General features: G+C 72.3%; 12 protein-coding genes. 3 read left to right on the top strand and 9 right to left on the bottom strand.

The genetic code is table 11. The features are described 5' to 3' along the window. Positions 1–5 precede the first annotated feature (5 nt). Complete coding sequence (locus IH61_RS46840) at positions 6–143, top strand: hypothetical protein (RefSeq protein WP_158844812.1); 138 nt, start codon at positions 6–8, stop codon at positions 141–143. Between the two features lie 192 nt (positions 144–335). Here the strand turns inward: IH61_RS46840 and IH61_RS0108745 are convergent, their stop codons facing one another. The 3 genes from IH61_RS0108745 to IH61_RS0108735 all read right to left on the bottom strand — a co-directional run bounded on the left by IH61_RS0108745 (position 336) and on the right by IH61_RS0108735 (position 2,860). Then, on the bottom strand, positions 336–1,295 hold the full coding sequence (locus IH61_RS0108745) for an aldo/keto reductase (RefSeq protein WP_031067467.1): 960 nt from the start codon (positions 1,293–1,295) through the stop codon (positions 336–338). Between the two features lie 12 nt (positions 1,296–1,307). Next, a complete protein-coding gene (locus IH61_RS0108740; RefSeq protein ID WP_051836600.1) occupies positions 1,308–2,270 on the bottom strand; it encodes a molybdopterin-dependent oxidoreductase in 963 nt (320 codons plus the stop codon). 77 nt (positions 2,271–2,347) lie between these two features. Continuing rightward, the gene (locus tag IH61_RS0108735) at positions 2,348–2,860 is read right to left on the bottom strand and encodes a GrpB family protein (protein ID WP_031067462.1); all 513 of its coding nucleotides are present in this window, start codon (positions 2,858–2,860) and stop codon (positions 2,348–2,350) included. An 81-nt stretch (positions 2,861–2,941) separates the two neighbouring features. Between IH61_RS0108735 and IH61_RS0108730 the strand changes: the two genes are divergently transcribed. Continuing rightward, positions 2,942–3,352, top strand: coding sequence for a VOC family protein (locus IH61_RS0108730; RefSeq protein ID WP_031067461.1), 411 nt, complete (start codon positions 2,942–2,944; stop codon positions 3,350–3,352). Positions 3,353–3,561: 209 nt separating this feature from the next. Here IH61_RS0108730 and IH61_RS0108725 read toward each other — a convergent pair whose 3' ends face one another. Then, the gene (locus IH61_RS0108725) at positions 3,562–4,278 is read right to left on the bottom strand and encodes a helix-turn-helix transcriptional regulator (protein WP_031067460.1); all 717 of its coding nucleotides are present in this window, start codon (positions 4,276–4,278) and stop codon (positions 3,562–3,564) included. 373 nt (positions 4,279–4,651) lie between these two features. Then, positions 4,652–6,175 (bottom strand): MFS transporter, encoded by a 1,524-nt coding sequence (locus tag IH61_RS0108720; protein WP_031067459.1) that lies wholly within the window; start codon positions 6,173–6,175, stop codon positions 4,652–4,654. A 286-nt stretch (positions 6,176–6,461) separates the two neighbouring features. Here IH61_RS0108720 and IH61_RS0108715 point away from each other — a divergent pair, with 286 nt between their 5' ends. Further along, positions 6,462–7,262 carry a TetR/AcrR family transcriptional regulator gene (locus IH61_RS0108715; RefSeq protein ID WP_078910941.1) on the top strand — a complete coding sequence of 267 codons (801 nt, stop codon included), beginning with the start codon at positions 6,462–6,464 and terminating at the stop codon, positions 7,260–7,262. A 117-nt stretch (positions 7,263–7,379) separates the two neighbouring features. Here the strand turns inward: IH61_RS0108715 and IH61_RS0108710 are convergent, their stop codons facing one another. The 4 genes from IH61_RS0108710 to IH61_RS40590 all read right to left on the bottom strand — a co-directional run bounded on the left by IH61_RS0108710 (position 7,380) and on the right by IH61_RS40590 (position 12,428). Continuing rightward, positions 7,380–7,865: a DinB family protein gene (locus IH61_RS0108710; protein WP_031067455.1), complete on the bottom strand. Its 486-nt coding sequence runs from the start codon at positions 7,863–7,865 to the stop codon at positions 7,380–7,382. Next, positions 7,862–8,671, bottom strand: coding sequence for a VOC family protein (locus tag IH61_RS0108705; RefSeq protein WP_031067452.1), 810 nt, complete (start codon positions 8,669–8,671; stop codon positions 7,862–7,864). Before IH61_RS0108705 ends, IH61_RS0108710 begins: the two co-directional genes overlap by 4 nt. 141 nt (positions 8,672–8,812) lie before the next feature. Continuing rightward, positions 8,813–11,227: a terpene synthase family protein gene (locus tag IH61_RS0108700; protein ID WP_051836598.1), complete on the bottom strand. Its 2,415-nt coding sequence runs from the start codon at positions 11,225–11,227 to the stop codon at positions 8,813–8,815. 136 nt (positions 11,228–11,363) lie between these two features. Then, complete coding sequence (locus IH61_RS40590; RefSeq protein WP_158844809.1) at positions 11,364–12,428, bottom strand: hypothetical protein; 1,065 nt, start codon at positions 12,426–12,428, stop codon at positions 11,364–11,366. Positions 12,429–12,445: the final 17 nt, after the last annotated feature.

Here is a 12,445-nt window from a genome sequence, read left to right as displayed (position 1 = left end):
GCACCGTGACCAAGAACCAGAAGCTGCCCGAGCGCTACACCCCGCCGGCGGCCGCCAAGGTCGGCGACTTCACCAAGGACACGGACGGCACCATCTACACCAAGAAGGACGCGACGACCCTCGGCTTCAAGAAGCCGCGCTGACCTCGCTCCTGCTCGACGGCCCGCCGGCGCACCACCGGCGGGCCGTCCCGCTTTTTCCGGAATCCCTTTCCTGCGGTTCAGAATTCCTATCGCTCTCGAAATTCCGTATTCCCGATCGACCGCACCCGATCCGACCCTCGACCGTCCCTCGGCCGGATCTCAGCCGCCCCTCGGCCGGATCTCGGCAAGCCCTCAGCCGGCCTCCGAGAGCCGCCTCAACTGGTCCTCGTCGAGCCTCAGTTCGAGCGCGCCGAGCGCCTCGTCGAGCTGAGCGACCGAACTCACGCCCAGAACGGGGATCGTGGGGACGGGATGCGCCAACAACCAGGCCAGCACCACCTGGTTGACGGTCGCGCCGGTCTCGGCCGTCACCTCCGCCAGGACGGCGAGGCGGGCCTTCGCCCCCGGCCAGTCGTACTGCTCCCGCAGCGGCCGGTCCGGGCGGCAGTAGGCACCGCCGAGGAGCGGGGAGTAGGCGAGCAGGACGGTCCCGGGGTGGTCCGCGAGGTGGTCGAGCAGGGCGACGTCTGCGTGCTCCTGGACGCCGAAGTCCGCGTCGGGGCGGGGCATCAGATAGCTGTGGCGCTGCTGGACGCACCGATAGCCAGGCCAACCCCGGTGCGCGGCCAGCGCGTTGGCCTCGGACAGCTGGGCGGCGGTGTGGTTGCTGCAGCCGAGGAGGCCCACCTTGCCGTCCCCGACCAGGCCCGCGTAGGCGCCGAGGGTCTCCTCGACCGGGGTGTTCGGGTCGGCCACGTGCGCGTAGTGGACGTCCAGGCGGTCCGTGCCGAGGCGGCGCAGGCTGCCCTCGACGGCGGCGCGCAGCACGGGCCCGGCGAGGCCCTCGATGTGCTCGGGGAACGGCAGGCCCGGCACCGGGCGGGCGCCGGACTTCGAGGCGAGCACCAGCGATTCGCGGTTGCCTCGGCTCCTGATCCAGCGGCCGAGCAGTTCCTCGCTCTCGAAGCCGGTCGCGCCGGGCACCCAGAAGGCGTAGTTGTTCGAGGTGTCGACGAACGTCCCGCCCGCCTCGGTGAAGCGGTCCAGGATCGCCGTCGCCGTCCCCTCGTCCACGGTGGTGCCGAAGGTCATCGCACCCAGGCACAACGCGCTCGCCTTCGGGCCGCCGACTCCCAGTGCACGGTGCTTCATTCGCGCGGTCCCCTACTCGTGCTCGTGCTCGGCTCCGGCGGTCAGCCGGATCTCGTGGACGTGGTTCCTGGTGCCGGCGAGCGGCTGCACCCGGCCGACGGCGTCGGTCGCCCTGGCCCGGACGCGGTGCGGGCCAGGGGCGAGGTCGTGGTCGAGCGCGAAGCGCTGCCAGGCGGGCTGCGCGCCGCGCGGCTCCAGGACGGCGGGCCGCCAGGGGCCGTCGTCCACGGAGACCTCGACGGAGGTCACCTCGGTCGAACTCCAGGCCCGGCCCGCGAGTTCGCACACCCCGGCGGGCACCCGGGCGCCGTCGCGCGGGGTGAGCAGCTTGCTGCTGACGTCGATCTCGCGGGCCGGGACGCGCTCGTCGCTCCCCGGGAGCACCCGGTTGTAGAGGCGGGTGGTGAAGAGGTGCTCGGGGCGCTCGGCCGCCAGGGTGATCCGGCGCAGCCACTTCACCGAGTTGGTGCCGAACATTCCCGGCACCACCGCCCTTACGGGGAAGCCGTGTTGACGCGGCAGCGGCTCGCCGTTCACCCGGTGGGCGAGCAGCACGGCGGCGCTGCCCTCCTCCAGCGGAAGGTCCTTGAGGTACGTCAGGCCGCTCTCCCCCGCGAAGCTGCCCGTGTCGGTGCCCTCCAGCCAGAGGTGCCGGGCCCCGGCGGACGGACCGGCCAGAGCGAGCACCGCGGAGAGCGCGACCCCCGTCCACTCCAGGTTGGCGACGGCGCGGGTCGGGACGTCGGGGTTCAGCGGGTTGCCGAGGCACTCGTGCACGGCGGTGACGCGGGTCTGCGGCAGCTCCAGCAGAGCGGCCAGGTCGAGTTCCAGGGGGCGTTCGACCAGACCGTCGACCGTGAGCGTCCAGTCGGCGGCGTCGATCGCCGGAGCCTCACCGAGGTGCGTCCGGACGAAGACCTGCTCGATCGGGGTCCGGAAGACGTCGGGGGTCTCCGGGTCGTTGTGGTTGCTCATCCGCCACTGCCTCCTCGTACGAATCACCTGTACCAGCCGGGACGTTACCCGCAGGAGCCCGCCCGGGCAGCCCGGTTTCAGGCGGGCCGACCGCCGAACGCGCGGGCCTCGGCGATCAACTCGGCGACGGTGGAAGCCTTGTGCGCGGAGTAGGCGAGCAGACGGGCGTCCGGCCGGGCGGCCTCCCGCTTGGCGCGGGCATAGCGGGCGGCTGCCTCCGGACGGGCCCGCAGGTACGTGCGCAGGAGCAGGTTGTCCGTCCACAACGCGCCGCCGAGCTCGACGACATGGACGTTCGCGGGCACCCCCGACCGCCGCCGCAGGTACTGCCGCCCGGGAACGCCCGACTCGCCCAGGTGCTCGAACCCGTGCCGACGCACGACCTCGACCACCGCCGCCGTGTCCGCCCCCGCGCACCCGATCTGGACGTCCAGCACCGGCTTGGCGTCCAGCCCGGGCACGGCGGTCGAGCCGATGTGCTCGACCTCGGCCCGCACCGGCAGGTCCGCGCGGAGCAGCGCCGCCAACGCGCGGCCCTGATCGGCCCAGGCCGGATCGTACGGGGCAAGGTGAATCGGTTCGTCGAGCATGCCCGGAGAGTACCGGCGCCCGACACGACCACGTCCGATTCCTTCAAGACCGGACCCCCGGCACCGCCTACCGTAGCGATCATGAACGACACCCCCGCACCCCGCTTCGCCTTCGTCGGCCTCGCCGTCTCCGACCTCGCCGCCTCCATCGCCTTCTACCGCCTCCTCGGCATCGAATTCGCCGAGGGCGCCGAGAACGAACCGCACGTCGAAGCCCAACTGCCGGGCGGCCCCCTCCTGGTCCTCGACCCGGAATCCACCATCCGCTCCTTCCACCCCGACTGGCAGCCCCCGACCGGCGGCGGCCGCACGGCCCTGGCGTTCCGCTGCGCGAACCCCGCACAGGTGGACGCCCTGTACGCGCAACTGGTCGACGCGGGGCACCACGGGGAGCTGAAGCCCTGGGACGCGTTCTGGGGGCAGCGGTACGCGGTCGTACGCGACCCGGACGGCAACGAGGTGGACCTGCTCGCCCCGCTCGCGGAGGGTTAGACGGGGGGCGGGCTTCGAGGCACGTTGGAGAACGAACTCACGTACGTCGCGCGCCGCTCACGGGGGGGGCGGGCGAAGGCGCCAGGGCAGTCCGGCCCTCGGCAGGGCGTGACCGGCGTGCCCACCGGCACGCCCCTACGTCCCACGCCCCTACGTCCCACACGGCTGTACCCGCTCGCGCCGCTCGCGGAAGGCCGGGCCGCAGGACGTCAGGCGCGCAGGAGGGACGTCACCGGCGTGCCCGCCAACTCCCGGACGTCCCGCGCCAAGTGCGCCTGGTCCGCGTAGCCCGCGCGGGCCGCCGTCTCGGCGAGCGGCATGCCCGAGCGGGCGAGCGCGAGGGCGCGTTGCAGCCGCAGGATGCGGGCCAGCGTCTTGGGGCCGTAGCCGAAGGCCGCCAGCGAGCGCCGGTGCAGTTGCCGGGCGCCGAGGCCGACCTCCTCCGCCGTCGCCGCGACGCCGTGCCCGGCTGCGAGGGAGGAGGCCACCGCCCGGACCAGCCGGTCCTCCGGCTGCGCCTCGGCGGCCAGGTGCAGGGCCAGGTCCTCCAGCGCTGCGGCCGGATCGGGGGCGGCGTCGATCCGGCCGATGAGTCGGCGCACCTCGGAGGCGGGCCGTAGCGCGGCCAGGTCGACCCGCCGGTCGCGCAGCTCGTGCGCCGGAACGCCGAGCAGAGCCGGCATCGCGCCGGGCCGGAGCCGGATACCCGCCCACGGACCGCCCTGGCCGGGTCCGGGCCGGAACGCACAGGTGTCGGGGCCCGCCACCAGCAGCCGCCCGCCCGTCCAGAGCAGGTCCATGCACCCGTCCGGCAGCACGAGCCCTGCGGCGCCCGGCTGCGGACCGGAGGCGGCACTCTTCGTCCACACGACCGCCCCCGGCAGCCGGGACGGGCGCTCCGCGTAGGCAGCGGGCATCGCAGGCATACCCGAAGGCTACGCGCCTGGGCAGACCGGGAGACGGGCCCACTGCTCCCGGCGCCCGACACCTCAGCGGCGGGTCCGACCCGGCACGGACCACCTCGCGTCCGCGAGAACGCAGGCCCCAGCCACGACGCAGCGGGGACACCACCACCAAGGCCGGCCCGCTGCCGCCGCCACCCCGAGACGCACTCACCGCGCCGAGGTCCTGGCCCGCCACGCAACGCCCGGGCGCCGCCCCTGGCAGGCCCGGGGCGGCGACCTGCCAGTGCGGAGCCAGGCGGTTTGGGTGCCGTGAGGGCCTTCGGCCGCCCCCGCCGGAACAGCCGAAGGCCCCGGCCGCGTTCAGCGGGCCGGGGCCTTCAACGGCGCTGCGGGGTCAGCCCACCAGCTGGGCCTCGGGCTCGGCGGCCGCATCGGCATCCGCAGCCTCCGCCTCCGGTGCCTTCGGGCCGCCCTTCATCAGCACCAGAGTCAGCGCCGCCGCCGCGAGTACCGCGATGCCGCCGGCGGTGAAGGTGCTGGAGGTTGCGGTGTTGAAGGCGTCGCGGGCGGCGGTGACCAGGCCGTTGTCGGCGTTGGTCGAGGCCATGGCGAGGGCGTCGGTGATCGAGTGGCGGGCGGCCGAGGGGGCGTCGGTGGGCATGCCGTTGGTGTAGGTGCTGGAGAGGACGGTGCCGAGGATCGCGACGCCCAGGGCTGCGCCGGACTGCTGGATGGTGTCGTTGAGGGCCGAGCCGACGCCGGCGTGCTCGCCGGGGATGGCGCCGAGGAGGGCGTTGGCGGCGGCCGGCATGGCGAGGCCGGAGCCGATGCCGAGGACCAGCATGCCGAGGGCGACCTTCACGAAGCCGTCGCCGACCGAGAGGGTGGCGAGCAGTCCGAAGCCGCCGGCGATGATCAGCATGCCGATCGCGGTGAGCACCCGGGCGGAGAGCTTCTTGCCGAGCGCCGCGCCGATGCCGTTGAAGAGGAGCGAGGCGACGGCGAGGGGGATGAAGGCGAGACCGGTGTCGGTGGGGGTGAACTCCAGGACGAACTGCAGGTACTGGGTGAGCACCAGCATCAGGCCGCCGGTGGCGAAGGTGAGCAGGACGAGCGAGAAGCTGGCGCCGGTGAAGACCCGGTTGCGGAAGAGGTGGAGCGGGACCATCGGGGCGTCGGTGCGGACCTGGCGGACGGCGAAGCCGACGAGCGCGGCCACGGCGACAACGAACGGGACGAGGGTCTCGGCGCTGGTGATGCCGTCGCGGGGCAGGACGACGATCGACCAGACCAGGGCGGTCATGCCGACCATGGAGAGCACCATGCCGGGCAGGTCGGGCTTGCGCCACGGGCCCTTGGACTCCGGCATCAGGACGAGCGCCGCGATGATCGCGACCACGGCGATCGGCACGTTGAGCAGGAAGACCGCGCCCCACCAGAAGTGCGCGATCAGCGCGCCGCCGAGCACCGGGCCGCCGACCAGGCCGATCATGGCCACCGCGCTCCAGGCGGCGATCGCCTTCGGGCGCTCCTCGTCGTCGAAGACGGTGATGAGGATGGAGAGGGTGCTCGGCATGACGAGCGCGCCGCCGACGCCCATGAGGACGCGTCCGGCGATGAGCTGGCCGGGGCTGGCGGCTTCGGCGGCGACCAGGGAGGCGGCGCCGAACAGCGCCAGTCCGATGATCATCACCTTTCGGCGGCCGAAGCGGTCGGAGAGGCTTCCGGAGGTGAGCAGCAGGCCCGCGAAGACCAGGATGTAGGAGTCGATGATCCACTGGATGTCCTGCGCCCCGGCCTTGATGTCCGCCGCGATCGGCGGGATCGACACCGTGAGGACCATGTTGTCGACCACCAGCACCAGGCTGCTGAGGCAGAGCACGATCAGGATGAGCCAGCGCTGCGGATGACGTGCCACCGCGCGCACCCCCTTCGAAGTCGGCACCGTCCGTCACGGCGCTCGGAAGTCGTCTCGGCCACACCGCTCTCCGTTCCGTTCCCCCGGAGTACGGTGTGCGCCATGCCGAACACTGTACGGACACCGAACGGCGTACGCAAGGCCGTACGTCGTTCGCGTCGACGCACGGCGTACGCGCGACCCGAACATCGTGCGCATCGCCGCACACCGTTCGGGATCGGGCCTATGCTGGGCTCGTGAACCGCCCCGGCAGGGCGCGGACGGAACAGAACCGAAGGAGTGCCCGATGAAGGCCGACTCTGAGGAAGCAGAGACGAAGGAATCCCCGAAGGCCCGCAGGAGCGCGGCCCCGGCGATCACCAACCCGTGGGCCCGCCCGCAGCGCGCCCGGCGCGACCAGCCGGTGCTCAGCCGCGAGCAGATCGTCCAGGAGGCGCTGGCGCTGCTGGACACCGACGGCATCGAGGCGCTGAGCATGCGCAAGCTCGGCGCCCGCCTCAACGCCGGCGCGACCTCCCTCTACACCCACGTCGCCAACAAGGACGAGCTGCTCGCCCTGGTCGTCGACGCGGTCTTCGGCGAACTCCCGCTGCCGGACCCGGCCGGCGCCGAGGACCCGGCCGTGTGGCGCAAGGCCCTGGAAGACATCGCCGAGAGCCTGCGGGCCTGCATCCTGCGCCACCCGTGGATGGTCTCGGTGATGGGCGACGTCGGGATGATCTACTTCGGCCCCAGCTGGATGCGGCTCGGCGAGGCCGGGCTGGCCCTGATGGAGACGGCCGGCTTCGAGGCCCACGACGCCAACGACGCGATGAGCGTCCTGTTCGGCTTCGTCATCGGGACGGCCACCGTGGAGGCCGCCTGGCTCAGCGCGCTCGCCAAGAGCGGCCGGGAGGAGGAGCAGTGGGTCTCGGAGGTGATGCCGACCGTCGTCGAGGCCACCAAGGACTTCCCGCGACTGCACCGGCTGTACACCAAGCACATGCCGGAGAGCCTCGACACCGGGCGGGACAGCGGCTTCACCAAGGGCGTCCGCCTGGTGCTGGACGGGCTGGAGGCGTCCCTCGGAGAGGGCTGGAAGCACTGACCGCCGGACGGTCGGGCGGGTCAGGCGGGGGCGGGGGCGGGGGCGCCCCCGTCCGACCGTCACCCCACCCGACCGTCACCCCGGCGCCCTGCCCCCGGCGCGCTCACCCCGCTGCCCTCACCCCATCGACTTCGCCCCGTCCAGCGACTCCCGGATGATGTCCGCGTGCCCGGCGTGCTGCGCCGTCTCCGCGATCAGGTGCAGCACCACCTGCCGCGCCGACCACCGCGCGCCCGGCTCGAACCAGGGCGCCGGCGGCAGCGGGTGGGCGAGGTCGAAGTCGGGCAGGCCGCGCAGCGTGCCGTCCGTCTCCAGCGCCACCTGCCGGTACCCGTCGAGCAGCCCGGCCAGCGTCTCGCCCTCCGCCATCCGGAACTGCCCGGCCCAGTCCTCGTCCCCGCCGCGCATCGCCTCCGCGCCGCCGGTGATGAACCGTGCCCACCGCGCCTCCACGGCCGCGCAGTGCTTGATCAGCCCGCCTAGCGTCAGCTCGCTGACCGTGGTGCGCCGGGCCGCCTGCTCGTCGGTGAGGTCGCGGACGGTGCGCAGCAGCAGCATGCGGCGCCGGTCCAGGCTCCCGACGAGTTCCTCCCGCTCCGTCATCGGACGGACTCGGTCGCGGGCCGCTCGCCCACGGTCCGACCGAGGTCGATCAGCCCGAAGGCCGCACCCTGGGGGTCTCCGACCGCCGCGAACCGGCCGAACGGGCTGTCCATCGGCCCGAAGTAGACCTTGCCGCCGCGCGCGGTCAGCCGTCCGATCGCGGCGTCGGTGTCGTCCACGGCGAAGTACACGCTGATGTACGAGGGGGCCTCGGGCGGCAGGAAGTCGCCCTCCGCGCCTTCCGTGCCCATCCTGCCCAGCACGGGCCGATCGCCCACCCGGAACATCCGGTAGTCGAAGTCGCCGCCCACCATCTTCTGGACGTTGTACGGGAAGACGGCGGGGAAGAAGGCGTCGGCCTTACCGGGCTCGCGGGTGATGACCTCGGCCCAGGCGTACGAGCCGGGCGCGTCCTGCTTCTCGAAGCCCACGTGCACGCCGGCCTGCCAGACGCCGAACGCCACGCCGCCCGGGTCCCGGGCGATGACCATGGTGCCGAAGTCTCCGACCGTCATCGGCCCCATCATCACCTCGCCGCCCGCCGTACGGATCCGCTCCGCGGTGGCGGCGGCGTCCGGCGAGGCGAGGTACAGGCACCAGGCGGACTGGGCCTCCGCGCCGGGCATCGGCGGCACGATCGCGGCGACGGCCTTGCCGTCCGAGTACGCCTGCGTGTAGTTGCCGAACTCGGACGAACTCTCGCCGAACGTCCAGCCCAGGACGTCGCCGTAGAAGGCTTTGGCGCCCTCCAGGTCGGTGAACATCGCGTCGGCCCAGCAGGGTGTGCCCTCAGGTAGCGCAGCCATCTCTTCTGCCCTCGCGTGCGGCGGTACACGCACGCCGGCGGGCGTACGCGCCTCCCCGGTTCGCCAGCCTAACCACGACGCGGCGCCCCCGCGCGGGGGCGCCGCTCAGCCGAGAGGTCGAGAAGTCGAGAGGCCGAAAGGTCAGTGCACCCCCGCCACCCCGCCGCTCACCGAAGGCACCGGCGACACCGCAGGCACCGGCAGACGCAGCGAGGCCGTGCCCAGCCCGGTCGGCCCCGTCGGCACCACCCCGAGCGTCCGGGGCACCCCGCCCCCGGCCCCCGTCCCCCGCGCCGCGAGCACCCGCTCAGGGCCGAAGTGCCGCTCCAGGTCCTCCTCCCTGTACCGCCGGCACTCCTCGTGCCAGTTCAGCACCCCGGCCAGCCAGTTCTCCAGCTCCCGCACGTACCCGTCGAGCATCGCCCGGGCCTCGGCGTCCAGCCCGAAGTCGTCGTACATCACCGGGAGTTCGTTCTTCGCGACGTGCTGGAACTGGTCGAGCCGCGAGTGCATCAGGTCGTCGACGATCCGCGCCGCCGCCGGGTAGTCGCAGTTGAAGAAGTTCTGCACCACCAGGACGACGTTGTGCAGCTCGCCCTCGTACTCGATCTCCTTCCGGTACGAGAACACGTCGTTGACCATGCACCCGTAGTCCATCGCGGAGTTCTCCAGCGCCCGCATCGCGCCGTGCCGGTAGACCTCCGGCGGTACGGTCCGGCCGTGGCCGAGCCGGCACAGACCGGTGGTGAGGTCGGAGCCGAAGGTGGCGCGGCGCATCTCCAGGTAGTCGACCGGGTCCGGGATCCGGTTCTGGATGTGGTTGGCGAGCTCCCAGATCCAGCTGGCCGTCATCGACTCGACCCACTCGCGCAGCCTGCCCCGTGCCTCGACGGCCATCGGGCCGGCGGTGCGTTCCCACAGGTCGGCGAGGCTGCGCTCCAGCGCGTTCGCCGGCTGGGGCGCTGGGGTGCCGTCCACCGGCATGAACAGCGACAGCCGCTCGTTGGCGTGCTTGGCGCCGGCGAGGTCGCGGGTGCGGCCGAAGGCCGCCGGGTAGTAGTCGTCGGCCCAGGTGCCCCACGCCAACCAGGCGGAGGAGATGTCGAGTTCCTCCTCGGTGGCGTCCGGGTGGATGCCGGCGGCGCACAGCGGCAGGTCGTAGTCACGCATCGACTCGGCGTCCCAGATGCCGGAGCCGAGGACGCCGGGCTCCTCGGCCAGCAGGCCCATCCGCTCGGCCCACTCGATCACCCGCTCCCGCGCGCCGTCCAGGTGCGGGCTCATGCTGAGCTCGAACGGCAGCCTGAACTCAGGCAGTTGACCGGGCCCGACGGGCCGGTACGGCGCGTGGCTGTGCGAGCGCGCCCGACGCACCGCAGGCGCCAGGCCGCCCGACCGCCCGGCCGAGCTGTCGCCCTGGAGCACGGTGGCCCCACTGCGCAGGATGTCCAGCGCCGAGGTCCCGATCCCGCCGATCGCGTACGCGTCCCACCAGTTGCCCGAAACCCCGGGCAGCGAGCCGCCCGCGCCCGGGGTCACCTCGCCCTGCGAACCGGCCGCCGCACCACCGCCGTTCATGTACCGGCTCGAGCGCATGTGCCACTCGTGGCCACCCGCCTGCCAGTCCTGCAGGCCCTTGACGTACGCCAACACCCGCGCCCGGCCCTCGGGCCCGAGCCCCGTCTCGGCGAACAGCACCGGCAGTTCGGTGAAGACGGTGTTCTCGAACTGCTGGAGCCGCGAGGTGATCAGGTCGTTGACGGCCTCGGCCGCCTCCTGGGTGGAGCAGTCCAGGAAGGTCTCCAACACCAGGATGCCGTTGCTGAGTTCACCCTCGTCCTCGACCTCCCGCTGGTACGAGAAGATGTCGTTGCGCAGGTGCACGCCGTCGGAGAAGGCGTCCATCAGCACCCGCAGCGCCCGCGACCCCGACACCTCCTTCGGCACCTCGGCCCCGGCCGCGTACTCGACCAGCTGCGCCGACCAGGGCGCCCCGCCGACCTTGCGGCGCATCTCGATGTACTCCACCGGGTTGGCGATCCGCCCGGCGTCGATGTTGGAGAGCTCCCACAGCGACTCGTTCAGCAGGTTCCGGGTGCTCTCCGCGAACCGCACCCGCCAGTCCTCGCCCATCGCCGGAACGGTTCGGCGCCACAGGTCGGCCAGCCCCGCCTCGACGGGGTTCTCCGGCTCGGGCATCGGCGTGTCCGGGTCGGCCGGCATGAACAGCGGCAGCCGGTCCAGGTGCGCCTTGCCGCCCTCCCGGTCGTTGGTGCGCTTGTACATGTCCAGGAAGTGGTCGTCGAAGAAGAACACCCACACGTACCAGTCGGTGACCAGCGACAGCGCCTCGGAGGAGCAGTCGGGGTGGGTGTAGGCACAGAGCAGTCCGTAGTCGTGGGCGTCCAGATCGGCCTGGTCCCAGACGCCGGAACCTTCCAACATGCCCATCTCCCGCGCCCAGACGGAGGAGTGGGCTCTGGCCTCGTCCAGATGCGGATTGAGGCGTGCCGGGTGCGGCACGTAGAAGGACGGAAGTTCGAACGGCTGGGTCACGGCGGGCGAGCCTTTCTGGACGCTTCGACTGGACACTCCAATTGGACCAAGGATGACTCCCCGTCAGGCCCGATGAGCAGCACAACGGGAACAGTCATATGAAATGACCCATCCACTCAAAACCTCGCCCCACCTGTCAGTCCTCCCGATCACGTCCTGCTTCCCGCGCAGCCCCGTCCACGGAGTAGCCGCTGGCAGGTTTGTCGAACTTGCTCAAGGGAACTCCGAACCGATCACCGGCCGACGGTCCACCCCGGGCAGGCGGAGCGTCCCCGTCGTCGGTCAGACTCTCGCGGATCAGGCGTGCCTCGTACGGCCGACCGATCGTCTCCATGAGCTCCGCCGTCCGGTGAACGTAGACCTTCCCCTCGGGGGAGGACTCCGGCACCTGGACGTCGCCCAGCAGATCCCGCAACGGCCCGAGCACCGGCGGCCTGCTCGGCGGCTCGGGAGGCCCGCCGTCACCGGTCCCGTCCTCGTCATCGTCCGGAAACGGCCCCGACAGTGGCAGGAGGTGCTCGTACAGGTCGCTCACCGCCTCGTTGTTGGCCGCCGCCGAGAGCTGGGCGAGCGGACCGATCAGGTCCACCGCCTCCTTGATCTGGTCGTCGTGCCGGGCCAGCCACCACACGACCGCATCACCGGGCGATCTCAGGACATCCCCGCCGAGATAGGCCCGCTTGCTCTGTTCGTGACGCCGCTCGTGCTCCCACACCTCCTCGGTCTTGCGCACCTCGGAGAGTTTCCCCAACCTGTTCCGGTCGTCCTCCGACAGCCGGAGTTCCACCTTCCCGCCCATGGCCTCCACCAGCGCGGACCGATCCAGCCCCTGGGTGCCGAGCACACCGTTGAGTCGGTGCTGCACCAGGTCCAAGCGTTCTGGCAGTTCCCGTTCGGTCACCTCCCGAGCCCGGGCGAGCACTGTCTCGATCGCCAGACCGGCCGGGTCAGCGTGTACCTGGCCGCTCGTGTTGGGGACCGGCCGCCACCAGACCGTCGCCGAGAAGTGAAAGTCGTAGTCGGGCACCCGGCTCGGCAGTGCCACACCGACGACCCGGGTCTTCTCCCAGGCCGGTTCACCCGACTCCGGTCGCGGCCCCCGAGCCGTCGCCAGCACTCCGGCAAGGACCACGGCCATCGCCGCCGGCACCGCCCACAGCCACACCGGCCATCTCGCCGACACCCCGAGCACCACGGTCATGGCCCCTGCCGCCAGCG

Source organism: Streptomyces sp. NRRL WC-3742, from assembly GCF_000720635.1.
Classification (GTDB): Bacteria; Actinomycetota; Actinomycetes; order Streptomycetales; family Streptomycetaceae; genus Kitasatospora.
The sequence above is the reverse complement of the archived record's forward strand: the minus strand, read 5'-3'. Positions and strand labels throughout refer to the sequence as shown.

Excerpts from the sequence above, each read along its gene's own strand:
- IH61_RS0108745 (WP_031067467.1), bottom strand. The coding sequence starts at position 1,295 with ATGAAGCACCGTGCACTGGGAGTCGGCGGCCCGAAGGCGAGCGCGTTG.
- IH61_RS0108725 (WP_031067460.1), bottom strand. The coding sequence starts at position 4,278 with ATGCCTGCGATGCCCGCTGCCTACGCGGAGCGCCCGTCCCGGCTGCCG.
- IH61_RS0108735 (WP_031067462.1), bottom strand. The coding sequence starts at position 2,860 with ATGCTCGACGAACCGATTCACCTTGCCCCGTACGATCCGGCCTGGGCC.
- IH61_RS0108730 (WP_031067461.1), top strand. The coding sequence starts at position 2,942 with ATGAACGACACCCCCGCACCCCGCTTCGCCTTCGTCGGCCTCGCCGTC.
- IH61_RS0108710 (WP_031067455.1), bottom strand. The coding sequence starts at position 7,865 with ATGACGGAGCGGGAGGAACTCGTCGGGAGCCTGGACCGGCGCCGCATG.
- IH61_RS0108715 (WP_078910941.1), top strand. The coding sequence starts at position 6,462 with ATGAAGGCCGACTCTGAGGAAGCAGAGACGAAGGAATCCCCGAAGGCC.
- IH61_RS0108740 (WP_051836600.1), bottom strand. The coding sequence starts at position 2,270 with ATGAGCAACCACAACGACCCGGAGACCCCCGACGTCTTCCGGACCCCG.
- IH61_RS40590 (WP_158844809.1), bottom strand. The coding sequence starts at position 12,428 with ATGACCGTGGTGCTCGGGGTGTCGGCGAGATGGCCGGTGTGGCTGTGG.
- IH61_RS0108705 (WP_031067452.1), bottom strand. The coding sequence starts at position 8,671 with ATGGCTGCGCTACCTGAGGGCACACCCTGCTGGGCCGACGCGATGTTC.